Genomic DNA, 17,698 nt, shown 5'->3' with positions numbered 1-17,698 from the left:
CGCGCACGGCAGTCATGGCGTGCTATCTAGTTAGTACTCCTGAATAACCTCACCCAAACAAAAACGGCGCCCCACCGGGCGCCGCCTTCGAACCAACAAACGAGCTACGGACCAGCCGAACCGGAACGATTCGTTCAGTTCCCTCCGTCCTTCGACACACTGCTCGCCAACATTTCTGCCCGCTCCGCGCGCGCCTCTTCCTGCGACAGACCTTCGATCTTCACGCGGCCCGTGCCCACATGCTGCAAGCCCAACATCTTCGCCGCGGCATAGGACAAATCAATGATGCGCCCGCGCACGTACGGCCCGCGATCGTTGATCTTCACGACGACGGATTTGTGATTCGCCGTATTCGTCACCCGCACATACGCAGCGAGCGGCAGCGTCTTGTGCGCCGCCGTCATCGCGTTCATGTCGTAGCGCTCGCCGCTGGCGGTTTTCCGGCCCACGAAGCGCCCGCCGTACCACGACGCGCGACCCACCTGCTTGAAATCCGATACGTCGGGTGCGTTCTCGTCGATAGGCTGCGCATCTGCAAGCGATTTGTCGTGCGCAGCAGGCAGCGCCGATGCGCCGCCGAATGCGACGGGCGCGTTGGCCGCCTGGGCCACCGCAGGAACAGCGCCTGCGCGACTGGTTTGCGTCGTAGGCTGCACCGCACAACCCGTAAAGGCGCCGGCGACAAAAAGCATCCCCAGCGATCGACGAAATCGATGTTTCATATGACGTTTAGCCAATCTGTCGAGCCGACGCGCGTGCAATGTTTCACATCACGGTACGACTCGGGCAATCAAGCACGACACAACACTCACGCTTTGAACGCGTGCAGCGATATGGCACTTGGCTGCGGCCGCTTTCGACCGCATACAGCCCGGTTGGTGTTCACGTCTGGTACAGCTGTCCCCATCAGCTTGACCAGACCCCACACGCCGCCATCGAACATGGCTACCACGTTCTTGCGCGCTCGAAAGCACGAGGAACGGCGGCGTAGGCCTACTCAGCAGTACGGCCGATGGCCGCATCAGGCGCGCGGCGCCTGGCTGAGTAAGACGTGTGCGTCGAACTACATCGACACCGAAACGAAGCCACTAACCCGCGACTTCGGACTTCAATTGACAGCGACCGGCACGAGCTAGTTCAACAAGGGCCGTATCGCTCGTAGAGCAGCGCAGGACTCTCCCCGCGCAGTTGCAGCCGCATTATAGCAGGAAAGCGAAGCAATCCTGGGCGCCGGCCGTCGCCGGTCATTGATTCTCCCTATGGGTGCAACAATGCGCATTGGCAATCGGCCAATCGGCTAGGCGGCACGGCCTCGAGCCGGCTGGTACCATCGTTCTTTTGCTGCCTGCGCTCATTCAGATGAAGGTCTTCGTCATCCCCGTCACGCCGTTTCAACAGAACTGCTCTCTCCTTGTGTGCGAAGCCACGCAGCGGGCGGCCATCGTCGATCCGGGAGGCGATCTCGATCTAATCGAGCGCGCCGTCGCCGAGAACGGCGTCACCGTCGAAAAGATCCTGCTCACGCACGGCCATGTCGATCACTGCGCCGGCGCCAAAGCCCTGGCCACCCACTACGGCGTGCCCATCGAAGGCCCGCATCCCGACGAGCGGTTTTGGATCGAGCAGTTGCCCGAACAAAGCAAGCGTTTCGGCTTTCCGGCGGCGCAAGCCTTCGAGCCCGATCGCTGGCTGGCCGATGGCGACACCGTCACGTTCGGCGAAGAAACGCTCGACGTCTATCACTGTCCGGGACATACGCCCGGGCACGTCGTGTTCGTGAGCGCAAAACATCGCGTGGCGCTCGTCGGCGATGTGCTCTTCGCCGGGTCCATCGGTCGAACGGATTTCCCGCGCGGCAATCACGCCGATCTCATTCATTCGATTCGAACCAAGCTCTGGCCGCTCGGCGACGACATCACGTTCGTTCCGGGGCACGGCCCAACGTCGACGTTCGGCGCCGAGCGGCGAACGAATCCCTATGTCGCGGACGGAGTAAGCGCGTGACCGACGAAATCTATGTCAGCACCGACATCGAGGCCGATGGCCCGATTCCCGGCCCGCATTCGATGCTCAGCTTCGCATCGGCGGCCTATACGGCCGACAAGCAATTAGTCGGCACCTTCTCGGCCAACCTCGAAACGCTGCCCGGCGCAAAACCGCATCCCGTGCAGGAAGCCTGGTGGAAAACCCAACCCGAAGCATGGGCCGCCTGCCGCTCCGATTTGCGCAGCCCCGAGCAAGCCTTGCTGGCCTACGTGGAATGGGTCGAGGCGTTGCCCGGCAAGCCCGTGTTCGTCGGTATGCCCGCCGGCTTCGACTTCACCTTCATGTTTTGGTACATGATGCGCTTCACCGGCCGCTGCCCGTTCTCATGGTCGGCGCTCGATATCAAGACGCTCGCGTTCGCGATGACGGGCCTGCCCTATCGCAAATGCATCAAGCCGCGCATGCCGAAACATTGGTTCGACGATCACCCGCACACGCACGTGGCGCTCGACGACGCCATCGAACAAGGCGCGCTGTTCTGCAACATGCTCAAGGACTTGCGCGGCTGGCAGGCCGCGTCGGCCGCCGCTGCGGAGGCGCAAGCGCGCAGTGCCGAAGCCGATAAGACGGGTGTAGAACAAAACGACGCGGAGAGCCCGCCGAATTAGGGAAAATCCCTCTCAGGCGCGCCGTTCGATTGCCTTTTATTTCTTCCGCCACTAATATCAATCGAAATGGCAGTCGGAAAGGGAGGCGCGGATGACACTCGATACGTTTTCGCAGAAAATCCTGCGCCTATTGCAGCTCGACGCGCGCCGCTCCGTGCAGGAAATCTCGGAGCAAGTCGGGCTGTCGAGCACGCCGTGCTGGCGGCGCATCAAGGATATGGAGCAGTCGGGCGTCATCCAGCGCTATACGGCGCTGCTCGATCGCGAAAAGCTCGGGCTGCATGTCTGCGCCCTGGCGCACATCCATCTCACGCGCCATACCGAGGGCGGCGTCGAGCAATTCGAGCGGGAAATCTCCACGTGCCCGGAAGTGACCGAATGCTATAGCACCACGGGCGAAGCCGATTACATCCTCAAGATCGTCGCACCCGACATCAAAGCCTACGACGCGTTCTTGCATGAACGCATCTTCAAAATCCCCGCCGTCGCTCAAGTCCGAACGAGCGTCGTGCTGCGCGAAATCAAGTTCGATACGCAGTTGCCGCTTTGAATCCACGGTATCGGCCGATCGGGCCGATCGCCCCCGTTGCGGGCCTAGGCGTGCCCCGGAGCCCGCGCAGTAGCCGGCGCAAGCTGCCGCTGCACCGTCACGTTGCGCGCCCCCAACCGTGATTTGATCTGCGCTAGATCGATGCGTCCGATCAGCTCGGCATCGTGTTCGCGATCCGCCATGGCATCGGCCGGCAACGTGATGTCGACGTCAAGTCCGGTGCTCAAATAATGCACATTGAGGCCGGCGGCGCGCAGCCCGTGTTTCGCTAGCTCGGCATCGACGAGCGCCGCAACGGCCGCGCGCGTTGGCAGGCGCGCGGGCGGATGAGCGAGTGCGTCGTTCTCCGGGTCGACGTGGATCAGCGCATCGAGCACGCGCTTGTCGGTCATGACGCGCGTGCGCGCCGATTCGGCGATGTAGTGCCCCTCCGACACGGAAATCAGCGGGTCGACCAAGATATGAGCGTCGACGAGCGCCAGATCGCCCATCTTGCGCGTGCGCAGCTCGTGCACGTCGCGCACCCCCGCGGTGGTCATCAGCAACCGACGGATATCGTCCGTCGCGGTCTCGTCGAGCGCTCGGTCGGATAGATCTTGCAGGGCATCCCAGCCGAATACCCAGCCCATGCGCGCCACCAGGAACCCGACGATAGCCGCCGCGATCGGATCGAGCAGCCGCACACCGAACAAGCTGCCGACGATGCCTACCGCCACCACGAGCGAGGAGGCGGCATCGGAGCGCGCATGCCAGGCGTTCGCGATCAACATGGCCGAGCGTACGCGCTCGGCCTGACGCAGCATGTACCGAAACAGCCCTTCCTTCGATACGAGCACGAGGACGGCCACGACCAGCGCGCTGACGTGCACGGCCGGGATGTTGTCCATGTTCGCCAAGCGCGTACCGGCGCGCCAAAGCATGCCCACACCCACGGTGACGAGCAGCGCGCCGAGAAACAGCGAAGCCACGGTCTCGTAGCGGCGATGTCCGTAGTTGTGATCGGCATCGGGCTTTTCGGCGCTGGCTCGGTTCGCGACGAGGACGATGAAATCGGAAATCAGATCCGCGAGCGAATGGACACCGTCGGCGATCAACGCCTGAGAATGGGCCAAAACACCGATCACGACCTGCAAGGTCATCAGCACGAGGTTCAGCGCCACGCTGACGAAAGTGCTTTTACGCGCGACAGCGTGCTTCTCAACAGATTCGAGTTCGACGGTATGGGGATGGGGATGCATCGGAGAGAGGATGGCGAAAACGCGTGGTTTACCGCGATTCTACCAAGCGCCGGCCGCCCGCGCAGTGAGAGGCGACGCCTTTTTTCTTTCAAATCAGGAGGTTATGAGAACGCGACCCATTCTTATTCCAACTCCCGTCCGCAGCAGCCTGCCGCGGCAAAACCGATTGGTACGTATTCTCAAAAATCGATACATTAGACGAATAAAACCGCGAACCCGGGGGGTTTCGCGGTTCTTTTTGAGCTGCACAAACAATCGCGCCGGCGCATAGACGCCGACTTCAATCCGAACAGCCTATTGCCGATAGTTACTTAATCAGGAACTGCTCGCGATCTTGGCCGGCAATCCACCGGGGCGGCTTGCCGCGGCCCGACCACGTGCTGCCGCTCGCGGGATCGCGATACTTGGGAGCAACACCGGCGCGGGCACGACCAGCCTTGCCGAGCTTGCCACGGCCACCGCCGAGTTCGGCGAGCGTAATGCCATAGTCGGCCATTTTCTGTTTGATCTCGTTCAGCACTTCGGCGTATTCCTTCGCCTTGGCCTCTTCGATCTGCTTCTCCAGCTTCTCTCGTTGAGCGAGAAGTTCCTTGTAAGAAGACATACGTTCCCTTGTGGTTTCGATAAATGGCGCCGATCTCCTGCCGGGTATTGCCATCTGAATGCGTGGTGCCTCGGATATTTCGGGAGCGAGATTAGCACAAAAGGCGCGCAAACGAAAAGCCCGAAAAGACCATCATTCGAAAAAGGTTCTCATTGATTTGTTTCGCCGATTGCTCGTCCTCAGCCACATCTCGATTTACCCAATGTACGTGTCATCTCATATTTTTAGTCGGTGACAGACATTGCGGAAGCCAGCTTTCAATTGGTGAAACGGATATCGCATAAATGGAGGAAAGTTATCATGGAATGAAAGGATGCTGCACCAGGCCGGGCGGGCAGGCCCGAGCGAGGCCCGCCGGTGCGGCCGACGTCGTCGTTTTCCCTATCAGAAAAACCGGACAGCTATTTGGCGTGGTCGGACACACACTTTGCCAGCGCTTGCTCCAGTTCGGCCATATCGGTTTTCGGACAATCGAACGCATAGCGCAGACGTTCGCCATCTACCAATAAATCGGCGCCGTATCGGTCCACGCCCGCCACTTGGACCAACGCGGAAGGGCTAATGCGCCCCTCGACGTATTCGATCAGCGCGGTTTCGTCTTCGTCGCCCAACGGCGCTAACGGGTCCAGCTCTTCCGCATTGAGCCAACCCATCGCGCCGAATCCGCCGATGTATCGCATGCGTTCGATTTCGAGCACGCGAAACGAAAAATCCCCGAGCGCGAGATAGCGCTCGGCATCCGGGTGATAGCGTAAGTACCGCCGCACGAGCGACGGCTCGAGGCCGCGCGTCTCGAATAGACCCAGCAACGTCAAGCGCTCCCCGTTGAGCACGTCGTCGCCCGCGGAGTCGACGACGAGAAAGCCCGCCCGCCGGTCGGCTTCCAAGTTGCGCGCATGCTCGGCCAAGCGGCTTACGAGCACCATCGGACGGTGCCGCGCATCGGGCGCAAAAGGCAGCGCCGTCGGATAGGGGAAGCCGAGCGGATCGCGCGAATGCGTGGCCAAAGCGCCCGTGGACTTGCGGTGCAATAAATGTAGCGGCGCGTGTGCAGAAATATGCATGATGCGTGTTCCGGTTGGTCTCTGTGCGCTTGGCCTGCCAGCGAGGCGTGAGGGCCTCCGATAGAATCGGAGGCTTTCAATCATCTTAGCGTTCGCGGGCGCCGTTTGCTTCGCCGGCCCGCGCATGTTCTCGCCCTTTTTAGACCAACGCTCTCCGCCCGTGTCGCAAACCTCTTCGTCGCAATCGTGCTCTCTCCCCGCCGCTCACCGCCAGCGCGCGCGCTACGCGACGATGGCGCTGTTTTTTATCGCCGGCATGGCCTACGCGTCATGGGGCGTGCACGTTCCCACCGTGCGCGACAAGTTCCGGCTCGATCCTGCGGCGCTCTCGCTTGCCTTGTTCGTTCTGACCGGGGGCTCGATCGCGGCCACGCTCACCAATGCGAAATGGATCGCACGCGTCGGCACCCGCCGCGCGTGTCTCGTCGGCGGCCTGGTCATGTCCGTCAGTATGGCGCTGATTTTAATCGCGCCCACGTATTCGATTCTCCTGCCCGTGCTCGCAGCGTTCGGCGCCGGCATGGCGACGATGGACGTGGCGATGAATGCGGAGGCCAGCGCCGTCGAGCAAGCGCTCGGGCGGCCCATCATGTCCTCGCTGCATGGCATGTTCAGCATCGGCGGCATGATCGGCGCGGGGGCGGGAGGCCTGGCGCTGGCGCACGGCCTGGCAAGCGCGGTGCATATGCTGCTCGCCGCCCTGGTCAGCGGCGCCGTGCTCGCGATCGCCTGCCCGGCGGTCCTGCCGCATGTTCCCCCTGGCGAAAGCCATCACGGCAATGCGCGCCCGAGCCGCTGGCGCTCGCCCGTGCTTTGGGCGCTCGGCGCCGTCGCGCTGATCGCGTTGATCGCAGAAGGCGCCATGTACGACTGGGCGGCCGTCTATATGCGCGACGTCGTCCGATCGACGCCAGCGTTTGCCAGCGCAGGGTATGCGGCGTTCACGGGCGCGATGGCCGCCGGGCGGTTCGCCGGCGATGCCGTGCGCGCGCGCGTAGGCGCCGTGCAGCTCGTGCTAGCCAGCGCCTCGCTCGCTTGTGCCGGCATGGTCGGCGCCCTCGTGTTGCCGTTTTCGGTCACCGCGCTGATCGGCTTCGCGATGATGGGCCTCGGGCTCGCGAACATGATGCCGGTGCTGTTCGCCGCCGCCATGCGCATCAAAGGCATCCATGCGGCGGAAGGGCTCGCGCACGTGGCGAGCATTGCCTATGTGGGCTTGTTGTTCGGCCCGGTCCTGATCGGCGGGGTCGCTCAGGCCACCAATCTCTCCATCGGGCTCTCTGTCGTGGCGCTCTGCGCCGCCCTCGTCGCCATCGTCGGACCACGCGTCCTCAAGCGGCTCGGCGTCTGAGGGCTGCTGTGTCTTCGCAGCAAGGATCCAAGGTAAACATCAAAAAGAAGGGCGCGCACGCCACCGCGTCCGCGCCCTTCTTTTCCTGTCGAAGATAGCCGGCCGCCACGCGGCCCGCCATCCTCGAAGGGGTCGGCCGAAGCCGGTCGATTACATCGACACTTCGTTCAGCAGCGTCTTCTTGCCGTCCTTGTAGTGATACAGCGAGATCACGCCGTGCTTCAAGTCGCCGTGCGAGTCGAACGTCGTCTCGCCGATCACGCCCTTGTAGTCCGTCGAGGGCATCGCGGCCAGGATCTTAGCCGGATCCGTCGAATTCGCGCGCTTCATCGCGTCGACGATGATGTACACGGCGTCATACGTGAACGGCGCGTAGATCTGGATCGGCACGCCGAAACGAGCCTTGTACTTGGCTTGGAACTCTTCGCCGGCCTTGCCCATCTTCTCGAGCGAGCGACCCGCTTCCGAGCACACGACGTTATCCGCCGCTTCGCCAGCCAGCTGCGAGAGCTGGTCGGTACACACGCCGTCGCCTGCCAGGACCTTCGCGGTGATGCCGAGCTGGCGCGCTTGCTTCGCGAACGGGCCGCCCGTGGCGTCCATGCCGCCATACATGATCGCGTCGGGGTGTTCACCCTTGATCTTGGTCAAGATCGCCTTGAAGTCGGTTGCCTTGTCGTTCGTCGCGTCATGCGACAGGACCGTCATGCCGAGCGCCTTCGCCTTCTTTTCGAATTCGTTCGCCAAGCCTTGGCCGTAAGCGGTCGCATCGTCGACCACGGCGACTTTCTTCAGCTTGAGCTGATCTGCTGCGTAGTTTGCGAGAGCCGGGCCTTGCTGCGCATCGGTCGCCACGACGCGGAACGTCGTCTTGAAGCCTTGCAGCGTATATTGGGGGTTCGTTGCCGACGGCGAGATCTGCACGATGCCCGCGTCGCTGTAGATCTTCGAAGCCGGAATCGTCGTACCGGAGTTCAGGTGACCGACCACGGCGACGACCTTGTCGTCGACGAGCTTCTGCGCAACTTGCGTGGCCGTACGCGGGTCAGCCGCGTCGTCCTGCGCGTCCAGTTGCAGCGTGACCTTCTTGCCGCCGATCACGAGGCCCTTCTTGTTGATTTCCTCTACGGCCAAACGTGCACCGTTTTCGTTGTCCTTGCCGAGGTGAGCGATTTGGCCCGTCAGCGGCGCGACGTGACCGATTTTGACGACTTCGTCTGCCACGGCACCCGTTGCCATCGTCGCGAACAACATTGCAGCCGCGGTGATCGGCAACAGTTTTTGCATCTTGATATTCATGTAAGTCTCCGGTTTCGGTCCCAAAAACGACGTCATCGCCCTATTCCCCGCCTTCCTCTTGTCAGTGTCGAAGGGAGGCAATTACGCCGGATGCATCGTCATGCACTTGGTCTGACACGCTAGCCGACCTGTTTGTGACAAGCCGAGCCTTCGTGCTGCGCGCAAGTGTAGGGCAACAAATTAAAGTTGGGGACTTTTTTGAGAAAGTGGGAAGAGTACTAATAGCGCCCATCGCAAAAAAGGCCCGACGAAAGTGAGGCCGCCGCCCCGAAACGCAATGCACATGCGGGTTTTCGAGGGGGAGGCAAGCTTGCGCAGTGTACCGCGCGCTGCTTGCCAATACTGGCGCAATCGTTCCAAGGTATTGATTGCGATCAAAAAATAACGTCTGGCTCGACATAGAAACGCCATTGATCGTGGCCGCTGGATAGACTGTTTATTCCACTGCGGGTGATCGTGAAACTTCCCCTAAAGCGGCTTGCGGGCCAATCAGCGAGCCGCCTCCCGACCGAGGGACTCGTTCTGCAAGCGAACCGATTCGGTGCCAAACTGGCGCCCCCAACGACTACGAGATTGAGGTTGCCCATGAGCGTGACGACACGATGGATCGAAATCGACGCCGGCGGCGGCGAACGCTACGACGGCTATTTGGCGTTGCCGCGCGCCGGCAAGGGCCCCGGCGTCATCATCGTGCAAGAGATTTTTGGGGTGAATGCGCATATCCGGTCCGTTGCCGAACAATTCGCGCTCGCGGGCTATGTGGCGCTCGCGCCCGACCTCTTTTGGCGCGAAGAGCGGCGCGTGGAACTGGGCTATGAAGGCGCGGACCGCGACAAGGCGTTGGCGCTGCTAAAGCGCATCGACGCCGACCGGAGCGCCGCCGACTTCGGAGCCGCCGCCGCCACGCTGCGCGCACTGCCCGAAACCAGCGGCAAGATCGCAGCGGTTGGATTTTGCTTCGGCGGACAAGTGGCGTATTTGATGGCCGCCCATGGCAGCGTCGACGCGGCCGTCGCCTATTACGGCGGGGGCATTCAAAACAAGCTGGACAAAGCCGATCAAGTTCGCGTGCCGATGCTGTTCCACTACGCGGAGCACGATTCGTCGATTCCGCAAACGGCCGTCGCTCAAGTCAAAGCCCGCCTGGCAGGGCACGCCGGTGTGCAGTTCTTCGACTATCCGGGCGTCGCCCACGGCTTCAACTGCTCGGATCGCGCCGCCTACGATCAGCATGCTTCGGCGCTCGCGCACGGGCGCACGCTTTCGTTTCTTTCGTCGGTGCTGTGAGGGGATCGAAGCGCTAGGGATCGAAGCGCTCGAAAGGCGCGGCGGTTGGGAGGAAGGCCCGAGCCGCGCCGAATCGTGTGGGACGCGAATTACGCCTTCTTCGATTACGCCTTCTTCGTATAGGCGCTGCACCAGCCCTTGCCGGCCACTTGCTTGCCGCCGAACATCGGGCACGGCGCAAACGCGTCGGTCGGTTTGCCTTGGAAGAATTGGCAGTTGCTGCATTCTTGCCCTGCTGCGTACTTCGCGTATTTCGCCTTGTCGACCTTGGTGGCATCCATCTTGTAGCCGAGCGCTTTCGCGGTCGCGTCGTCTTCGGAGACCTTCGGCGCATCGGCCGCCAATGCCTGGCGCGAACCGAGCGCGAGCGCGGAAGCAGCGCCCAGGGACGTGATCAGAAACGTGCGACGGGACGATTTCATGGGGACTCTCCTAGTTATGGGGCAGGCTCATCGCTGCTCTGCGGCAGCAGTGGGGCAAGCATAGCAACGAAGCGCGCCCGGCGCACCCCCCGTTCGTCCTATGTCGCGGATAACGGCGTCAGCTTGTCGCACCCACACGATCGTCGCCACACCCATCTCGGCGTTTCAACGATGGTTCGTTAGGCTCGCGACGGCCTTCTTCTCGTTTTCTTCTTTTCTTCGTTTGCGCAGGCGCTTACGCGCAGCCTACGAGCTCGCACACGCGCTGTGCGATGGCCAGCGACGCCGTCAGACCCGGCGATTCGATGCCGAACAAGTTGACGAGGCCGCGCACGCCATGCGCAGCGGGGCCCTGGATCACGAAGTCCGCAGCCGGCTCGCCCGGCCCCGATAGCTTCGGACGAATCCCGGCATAGGCGGGCTGCAACGCGCCGTCGGGCAACGCGGGCCAGTACTCGCGAATGGCCGAATAGAATGCGTCGGCGCGACGCGGATCGACGTCGTAGTTGATCGTATCGACCCATTCCACATCGGGGCCGAAACGCGCCTGTCCGCCCAGGTCGAGCGTCAGGTGGACGCCCAGCCCCGCTTCGTTCGGCATCGGGTAAATGAGCCGCGAGAATGGGGCGCGCCCCGAAATGCTGAAATAGCTGCCGCGCGCCAAGTACAGGGGAGGCACGTGCCGGGCATCGAGGCCGACGATCTTGCGCGCGAGCGCGTTCGCGTGCAGCCCCGCGCTATTGATCACGCAAGCGGACGAGAGCGTGGTCGGGGATTGACCGCCCACCGTCACGATGAAGCGGCCTGCCCGCGCTTGAATCGATTCGACCGGCGAATGGAAAGCGCAGACGCCGCCGCTGCGCTCGGCGTCGCCTTGCAACGCGAGTAGCAGTTGGTGGCTATCGACGATGCCCGTTTGCGGAGAAAACACGGCGGCCTCGCACTGCAAGGCCGGTTCGAGTTCCTGAGCGTCGGCGCCGCTCAAGCGCATCAAATCGAGCACGCCGTTTTCCTTGCCGCGCGCTTCGATCGCCGCGAGCTGCGGCAATTGATTGCGGGCCGTCGCAACGAGCAGCTTGCCGCAGCGCTGGTGCGGCACGCCGCGCGCCGCGCAATAGTCATAGAGCATTTCGCGGCCGCGCACGCACAGCGTCGCCTTCAGCGAGCCGCGCGGGTAGTAGAGCCCCGCGTGTATGACCTCGCTGTTACGCGAGCTGGTGCCGGTGCCGATTGCTTCGGTCGTTTCGAGCACGATCACTTCGCGCCCGCGCTCGGCCAGCGCGCGCGCCACCGCGAGACCGACCACGCCAGCGCCGATCACCACACATTCGATCTCATCCATGTTTGTCGTCGCGGCCCGTTCGGCCGCGCTTCTCCATGCGCGTGCTACTTCGGTGGGACTTCGTCGCGAGCGCGCTCATGACACCTGGACCGCTCAGTCTCGCATCGCGCGGCGCGCATCAAGCGGCGCGGCGCCGACACCTGAGGCCAATTGTACGACGCAGCACGCGAGCGACGCCGATTGCCCATGCCTTAACCGTGCGCTAACGGCCGCAGCGCCGTCAAAAGCCAATGGGGCGGCGGCGCGCGCCGCGTTCGGGGCGGATGTCGTCGGCACGCACGACGTCGCGGCCATCGACACGCGCCGTCCCGAACGCATGCAAGATGGCGCGGCGCATGTCGCGCGGCGAGGCGCGCGAGAGCGCCTCTAGCGCATCCTCGTCGAGCTTGGCCGGAAAACGCTGCCCCCAGTTGTGCGCGCCGCGCACTTCTTCGTAGATCGTCTGCGCGATGCGGCGCGCGCCGTCGCGATCGGGCGGAGCGATTTCGTAAATGCTCATCCGGCTGAGAATGGGCGCGGGGATCGTGCGCTCGTCGTTGGCCGTCGCGATCCAGATGACCTGGCCCGCATTGATCGGCACTTCGGCGAATTCGTCGATGAAGGTTTGCGCGGTCTCGTGCTCGAGCAACGCGTAGAGCGCGCCGAGCGGATCGTATTGAGAATCGCCGCTCGCCTTGTCGATTTCGTCGACGACGATGACAGGGTTCGCATAACTGCCGTTGACGAGCGCTTCGAAGACTTTGCCGGGTTTGGCGTTCTTCCATTGCGAGGAAGCGCCCGACAGAATCCAGCCCGCGGTGAGCGAGCTCATCGCGACGTACTCGTGCGACGTGCCGAGCAGACGGGCGAGCGCCTTGGCAAAGTGCGTCTTGCCGATGCCCGGATCGCCGAGCAAGAGGATCGGCATCAGTTCGAGCCTGTCCTCGGTTTCGACGCACAAAGCGACTTGGCGGCGCACGTCTTCCAAGGGATCGGCGAAGTTGGGCAGCGCGTCGATCAACACATCGATCGCGGGCATTCGGTTCGGCTTGACGCAAAAGCGCAAGTTGCCGATTTTGAGCATTTTTTCGTAGGTCGAGCGCAGCGCCTCGCTCGCGCCTTCGCCCAAATCGCTCAGCGCAGCCTCGACCCGCTCCAGATCGTAGACTTTGCTGAACGACGCCACTGCAATTTCCTGCTTCACCATGGCCGTCGTCATCGCTCACCTCATCTGCTGCCACCGAGCGCGCCCCGCCGATTGCTGGTGTCCTGCCTGCGTCCGGCCGAGGGGCGGCGCATCGTTCGCTTCATCGTCGTTTCAGTGTACTCAAGCAAGTTCCATGCGAAAAGCCAGCAGCGTCGCTCGCGTGCTGCTAACACGCGCCGCGGGCTTCGCCGTGTCGCGCAATGGGCTTATTTGCGCCCCGCCACCCTCGTGGGCCGAGCGCCTCGTTAGGCGTAAGATGGGCGCTTGTCGTCCCGCCCGCGTCATTGGTCTGCGGTAAGGAGAGAAGCTCGATGAGACGTGTCACCCGCATTGCGGCCTGCTTCGGCGGTGCAACGGCCGGTGTCGTCGGCATTGCCGCGGCGCTCGCGCTGCTCGGCGCCCTTTCCGCTAGCGGAGCGATGGCAGCCGGCGATGCGGCTTCTTTGCCGAGCGCCGCCGGGGCATCGGGCGCCGCGACAGGCGAGAACGATCCGCCTGTCGTACAGTGGCGGCTCGAAGTCGTACGCGACGGGCAAACGATCGATACGTTCGAGTCGGCCACCACGCTCGGCCAGGGCTTTAGCGCCACCCATCACCACGAAGTCACGCACCGCGTCGGCTGCAAGGAAAACCCTGCGGGCGGCATTGATCTTGCGCGAACGATCTCCATCTCTCCGGTTGAGGCCGACTTGAGCGGCGTCACGCTCTCGATCGAGGCGAACGAGACGATCGAAGACGATACGGCCCCGTCGACGCCCGAAGGCTGCGCGCTACCGCCGCAACCACGGCGCGTGAGCGCGAGCCATCCCGGCTTGTTCATCCCCATCGGCGAGTGGGCGGCTTGGACGCTGATCGACAAGAATCCAACGCTCGTCTACCGCGTGCGTGCGAGGGTCACGTCTCATTAACGGTTGGAAGAAGCGGAAGCAAAGCGGCATGCGAAACCCGGAAGAACTCATGCATATAGGCGAGGCAGCCCCACAGAAGAAGGAGTTCGTCGCTGTCAGTTGGAATCTGCACAAGGGCCGCTCGCCGCTTGGCTTCACCGCGTGGAAGGCGATGCAGCGCTGGGTCGAATCGACGCAGGCCGACGTCTACTTCCTGCAAGAGGCGATGGCTCGGCGCATGCCCGGCCCCATGCTCGCGACGAGCTTCGGCGCGCCCGTGCATGAGCCGCTCGCGGACGTCTGGGAGTGCCAAGCGACCGAAATCGCCCATGCGCTGGACCTCGAGATCGCCCTCGGGCCGAACGTATTCAAGCCTTCGTGGCGCCACGGCAATGCCATCCTCTCGCCGCATCCGCTCGATCTGAGCGGGCGTTGGGACATTTCCGCGCACCGGTTCGAGAAGCGGGGGCTGCTCGTCGCCCGCGCGACCTTTGCGGGCCAATCGGTGACGCTGCTCTGCGCCCATCTCGCGCTCACGCGCTCGGCGCGACTGCGGCAAATGCATTGGATCGCTCATTGGATCGCCCGCGAGGCGCCCACTGGGCCGCTCGTGCTCGCAGGCGACTTCAACGACTGGCGCAACGATTCCGTTCCGCTGTTCGGCGAGCATGGCCTGGTCGAGGTCTCGACGCTGCTGGGCCAGCCTGCGCGCACATTCCCCGCGTTCTCGCCGGCGCTCGCGCTCGACAAAATGTTCGTGCGCGGCCTGCGTCCCGTCGCGTGCGTGCAACCTACGCAGGACACGGCTTGGCTGTCGGACCATTTGCCCTATATCGCTCGGCTGGAATTGAGCCATTGAGACAAAGTAGAAGCCGGTTGCGCTAGATTAGCGGTTTTGAAGTTCGCTTTGCTTTCCGCTTCTCCGAACCGGCTCTTTTCTTGGCGTCCGCTGCGATGCATTACATCCCGATCCTGCTGCAAATTGCCGTCATCTATCTCGTCGCGGCGGCCAGCCCCGGACCGAATTTCTTCATGGTCACGCAGCTTTCGCTCGCGGGCCGACGCGGCCTGGGGGCGGCCTCCGCGCTCGGTGTTTGCACCGCGTCGATGCTTTGGGTCACCCTCGCCATGCTCGGGCTCGCCGCCGTATTGCAGCGGCTCGAGTGGCTCTACACGGGCGTGCGCATCGCCGGTGCGCTGTATCTCGTCTATTTCGGATTGAAGCTGCTGCGCTCGAGCGCGCGCGCCAATGCGGCGCCGCACCTCACCCCAGGCGCGGCGCCGGTCGCACATGATGCGGCGGCCTGGCTACGCGCCTACCGATCGGGCTTCGTCACCTGCGCCACCAATCCGAAATCGTGCGCGTTCTGGACGAGCGTGTTCGCCGCGATGTTTCCCGCCCATCCGCCGTTCTGGTTCTATGGCGCGGTGTTCGCCACCATCGGCTCGCTTTCGGCCAGTTGGTATTGCGGCGTCGCCTTCATGTTTGCGACCGAACGCACCCAGCGCGGCTATCGCAAGCTGCGGCGGCCGATTGACGCACTGTGCGGCGCCGCGCTCGTCGGACTGGGCGCAAAACTCGTCGCCGAAAGATGAATCGCCCCCCGCAGGCAGGCGCCAAGCGGGGCTGAGCGTGCCGCTGCGGGCGACCGCGCGGGCAAGCACCCCCTTGCCGCGGTTATATGGGCATGCCGAATCGACATAGAACCCTCCCCCACGAGCCTGCGGCAGGCGCGTTAAAATAGCGACCTTTCGCGTCTTGCGACGCATCGCGACAGCCCTTCGCGCGCCCCGCCCCGCCTCGCTGGCCGGAGCGCTCGTGCGCCGAGCGCTTTGGTGCCCACCTCTTCGCACTTTCACCGTAGCCATGAGCAATCTGAACCCGCAAACCGTCCTTTCCGTCCACCACTGGACCGATACGCTCTTTAGCTTCACCTGCACGCGCGATTCGTCGTTTCGATTCGAAAACGGCCAATTCACGATGGTGGGACTGGAGGTCGACGGCAAGCCGCTGATCCGCGCCTACAGCATGGCAAGCGCCAATTACGAGGAAAACCTCGAATTCCTGAGCATCAAGGTGCCCGACGGCCCGCTCACCTCGCGCCTGCAACACCTGAAGGTCGGCGACCAAGTGCTGATCGGCAAGAAGCCGACGGGCACGCTGATGGCCGACAACCTGCTGCCGGGCAAGACGCTCTGGCTGCTGTCGACCGGCACCGGCCTCGCGCCGTTCATGTCGATCATCAAGGATCCGGGCGTCTACGACCGCTACGAAAAGGTCGTGTTGACGCACACCTGCCGCTTCGTCGATGAATTGGCTTACAAGGATTACATCACCGAACACCTGCCGGCCCACGAGGACATCGGCGAAATCGTGCGTGAAAAGCTCATCTACTATCCGACCGTCACGCGCGAGACGTTCCAAAACCGCGGCCGGATCACCGAACTCATCGATACGAAGAAGCTGTTCGAAGATCTGGACGTGCCGCCGTTCTCGGTCGAGCACGATCGCGTCATGCTCTGCGGCAGCCCGCACATGCTGCGCGACACGCGCGAACTGCTCGACGGTCTCGGCTTCAAGGAAGGCAGCAATAACGAGCCGGGGCACTACGTCGTCGAAAAAGCGTTCGTAGGTTAAACAAGCCCGAGCGGGCCGCCCGTCGCGCAGAGCGGACCGCCGCGCCGCCGCTTGCGGAGCAAGGGAACGCCTTTCCTGCCCGCGACAAGCGTCACTGGACAAGAACCGGAGCTTATGCTCCGGTTTTTCTTTTGGGCGCTCGACTGACGCACGCTCGCTTGTTACAAGTCGACGCGCGTCGACGCCGTTTCCTCGTAGGAAATTTTCCTACAGGATCAAAACTGCCGGGCTGTCAATCAGGGCTTTTCGACCCACGGAAACGGTTGCCGCGTCTGTATTTTTCTTAATTTTGGGATATTATCCGCCCCAATGAGGGGTCGAATGAAAACGTTCTTCCTCCGGCCCTGCCTGTTACCAGATGTAAATTGCGTTACCTGGCGCGTCCTGTTTTCCGACGCGATGACGTGAAAATTCGAGATGATCTCTTCGCGATGAATCAACGTCTGGCTGCTGCCGCTCGGCAACACGAAACCTTGGACTTATCGCGCTTCGGCGCGCCTGCCCCGGAAGCGGGCGCGAGCGGCGACGACCCGCGTTTGCGCGAACTCGCAGCCGAGCTGGCGCAGACGCGCGAATCCATCAAGCGCCATCTCGCCCGCGAGATCCATGACGGACTTGGCGCGGAACTGACCGCGGCCCGTTTTGCGCTCGCCAACGTCGAGCACGCGCTGACGGCCGCGCAGGACGTCGCCGCGGCAGTCACCGCGCTGGCCCTGGCGCGGCGCTCGATCGAGGCCGCCTGCGAAGCGGGCCGTCGCTTGGTGCACGACCTGCACGCGCCCCGCGTCGAGGGAGGCATCGTCGCCGCGCTTGCGCACTGGACGCGCGAGTTTGCCGAGCGCACGGGGCTGGACACGAGTTTCGTCTGCGCCGCCGACGTGCGCCTCACCCAACTGCCGCCGGACGCGGCCCTCGCCGTCATGCGCGTGGCCCAGGAAGCATTGAACAACGTCGCGAAGCACGCGAAGGCGTCGCGGGCGGACGTGCGCATCCAAACGGACGCGAAACGCTTGACGCTGATCGTCGAGGACGACGGCCGCGGCATGCCGCCGCGCGCGCGTCGCGCCGGCGCGCCGAGCTCCGCCGCCGCGCGCGGCTTCGGATTGCCCGGCATGCGCGCGCGCTGCGAGGCGTTCGGCGGGGCGCTTCGCATCGCCTCGCGGCTGCGCGACGAGT

The 17,698-nt window shown here is 63.4% G+C and carries 18 protein-coding genes; 10 read left to right on the top strand and 8 right to left on the bottom strand.

Annotation, left to right across the window (positions count from 1 at the left end; genetic code table 11):
• Positions 1-134: 134 nt before the first annotated feature.
• Positions 135-722 carry a septal ring lytic transglycosylase RlpA family protein gene (locus MMB74_RS26655; RefSeq protein WP_277431612.1) on the bottom strand — a complete coding sequence of 196 codons (588 nt, stop codon included), beginning with the start codon at positions 720-722 and terminating at the stop codon, positions 135-137.
• Between the two features lie 637 nt (positions 723-1,359).
• Here MMB74_RS26655 and MMB74_RS26650 point away from each other — a divergent pair.
• From MMB74_RS26650 to MMB74_RS26640, 3 genes are all read left to right on the top strand, one after another.
• Entirely contained in the window at positions 1,360-2,004 is a 645-nt protein-coding gene (locus MMB74_RS26650; RefSeq protein WP_277431611.1) for an MBL fold metallo-hydrolase, read from the top strand.
• Positions 2,001-2,654 carry an exonuclease gene (locus MMB74_RS26645; RefSeq protein ID WP_277431610.1) on the top strand — a complete coding sequence of 218 codons (654 nt, stop codon included), beginning with the start codon at positions 2,001-2,003 and terminating at the stop codon, positions 2,652-2,654. Before MMB74_RS26650 ends, MMB74_RS26645 begins: the two co-directional genes overlap by 4 nt.
• Before the next feature lie 91 nt (positions 2,655-2,745).
• On the top strand, positions 2,746-3,204 hold the full coding sequence (locus tag MMB74_RS26640) for an Lrp/AsnC family transcriptional regulator (protein WP_277431609.1): 459 nt from the start codon (positions 2,746-2,748) through the stop codon (positions 3,202-3,204).
• 44 nt (positions 3,205-3,248) lie between these two features.
• Here the strand turns inward: MMB74_RS26640 and MMB74_RS26635 are convergent, their stop codons facing one another.
• The 3 genes from MMB74_RS26635 to MMB74_RS26625 all read right to left on the bottom strand — a co-directional run bounded on the left by MMB74_RS26635 (position 3,249) and on the right by MMB74_RS26625 (position 6,110).
• The gene (locus MMB74_RS26635) at positions 3,249-4,442 is read right to left on the bottom strand and encodes a cation diffusion facilitator family transporter (protein WP_277431608.1); all 1,194 of its coding nucleotides are present in this window, start codon (positions 4,440-4,442) and stop codon (positions 3,249-3,251) included.
• A 307-nt stretch (positions 4,443-4,749) separates the two neighbouring features.
• On the bottom strand, positions 4,750-5,046 hold the full coding sequence (locus MMB74_RS26630; RefSeq protein WP_277431607.1) for an H-NS histone family protein: 297 nt from the start codon (positions 5,044-5,046) through the stop codon (positions 4,750-4,752).
• A 401-nt stretch (positions 5,047-5,447) separates the two neighbouring features.
• Complete coding sequence (locus tag MMB74_RS26625) at positions 5,448-6,110, bottom strand: pyridoxamine 5'-phosphate oxidase family protein (RefSeq protein WP_277431606.1); 663 nt, start codon at positions 6,108-6,110, stop codon at positions 5,448-5,450.
• Positions 6,111-6,270: 160 nt separating this feature from the next.
• On the opposite strand from MMB74_RS26625, the gene MMB74_RS26620 reads away from it, so the two are divergent.
• Complete coding sequence (locus MMB74_RS26620) at positions 6,271-7,461, top strand: MFS transporter (protein WP_277431605.1); 1,191 nt, start codon at positions 6,271-6,273, stop codon at positions 7,459-7,461.
• Positions 7,462-7,611: 150 nt separating this feature from the next.
• Here MMB74_RS26620 and MMB74_RS26615 read toward each other — a convergent pair whose 3' ends face one another.
• Positions 7,612-8,760, bottom strand: coding sequence for a branched-chain amino acid ABC transporter substrate-binding protein (locus MMB74_RS26615; protein ID WP_277431604.1), 1,149 nt, complete (start codon positions 8,758-8,760; stop codon positions 7,612-7,614).
• A gap of 585 nt (positions 8,761-9,345) precedes the next feature.
• On the opposite strand from MMB74_RS26615, the gene MMB74_RS26610 reads away from it, so the two are divergent.
• On the top strand, positions 9,346-10,047 hold the full coding sequence (locus MMB74_RS26610; RefSeq protein WP_277431603.1) for a dienelactone hydrolase family protein: 702 nt from the start codon (positions 9,346-9,348) through the stop codon (positions 10,045-10,047).
• Positions 10,048-10,151: 104 nt separating this feature from the next.
• Here the strand turns inward: MMB74_RS26610 and MMB74_RS26605 are convergent, their stop codons facing one another.
• The 3 genes from MMB74_RS26605 to MMB74_RS26595 all read right to left on the bottom strand — a co-directional run bounded on the left by MMB74_RS26605 (position 10,152) and on the right by MMB74_RS26595 (position 13,009).
• A complete protein-coding gene (locus tag MMB74_RS26605) occupies positions 10,152-10,469 on the bottom strand; it encodes a high-potential iron-sulfur protein (protein WP_277431602.1) in 318 nt (105 codons plus the stop codon).
• 235 nt (positions 10,470-10,704) lie between these two features.
• A complete protein-coding gene (locus MMB74_RS26600; RefSeq protein WP_277431601.1) occupies positions 10,705-11,811 on the bottom strand; it encodes an NAD(P)/FAD-dependent oxidoreductase in 1,107 nt (368 codons plus the stop codon).
• Between the two features lie 220 nt (positions 11,812-12,031).
• Positions 12,032-13,009, bottom strand: coding sequence for an AAA family ATPase (locus MMB74_RS26595; protein WP_277431600.1), 978 nt, complete (start codon positions 13,007-13,009; stop codon positions 12,032-12,034).
• A 299-nt stretch (positions 13,010-13,308) separates the two neighbouring features.
• On the opposite strand from MMB74_RS26595, the gene MMB74_RS26590 reads away from it, so the two are divergent.
• The 5 genes from MMB74_RS26590 to MMB74_RS26570 form a co-directional block, all read left to right on the top strand.
• Positions 13,309-13,905: a hypothetical protein gene (locus tag MMB74_RS26590; RefSeq protein ID WP_277431599.1), complete on the top strand. Its 597-nt coding sequence runs from the start codon at positions 13,309-13,311 to the stop codon at positions 13,903-13,905.
• Between the two features lie 28 nt (positions 13,906-13,933).
• Complete coding sequence (locus MMB74_RS26585) at positions 13,934-14,743, top strand: endonuclease/exonuclease/phosphatase family protein (protein WP_277431598.1); 810 nt, start codon at positions 13,934-13,936, stop codon at positions 14,741-14,743.
• Positions 14,744-14,838: 95 nt separating this feature from the next.
• On the top strand, positions 14,839-15,480 hold the full coding sequence (locus tag MMB74_RS26580) for a LysE family transporter (RefSeq protein WP_277431597.1): 642 nt from the start codon (positions 14,839-14,841) through the stop codon (positions 15,478-15,480).
• A gap of 271 nt (positions 15,481-15,751) precedes the next feature.
• Positions 15,752-16,522: a ferredoxin--NADP reductase gene (locus tag MMB74_RS26575; protein WP_277431596.1), complete on the top strand. Its 771-nt coding sequence runs from the start codon at positions 15,752-15,754 to the stop codon at positions 16,520-16,522.
• Positions 16,523-16,953: 431 nt separating this feature from the next.
• Positions 16,954-17,698 (top strand): ATP-binding protein (locus MMB74_RS26570; protein ID WP_277431595.1); only part of this gene is annotated, 745 nt, incomplete at its 3' end.

Source organism: Trinickia sp. Y13 (genome assembly GCF_029522115.1).
GTDB lineage: Bacteria > Pseudomonadota > Gammaproteobacteria > Burkholderiales > Burkholderiaceae > Trinickia.
This window is presented reverse-complemented; position numbering and strand designations above follow the sequence as displayed.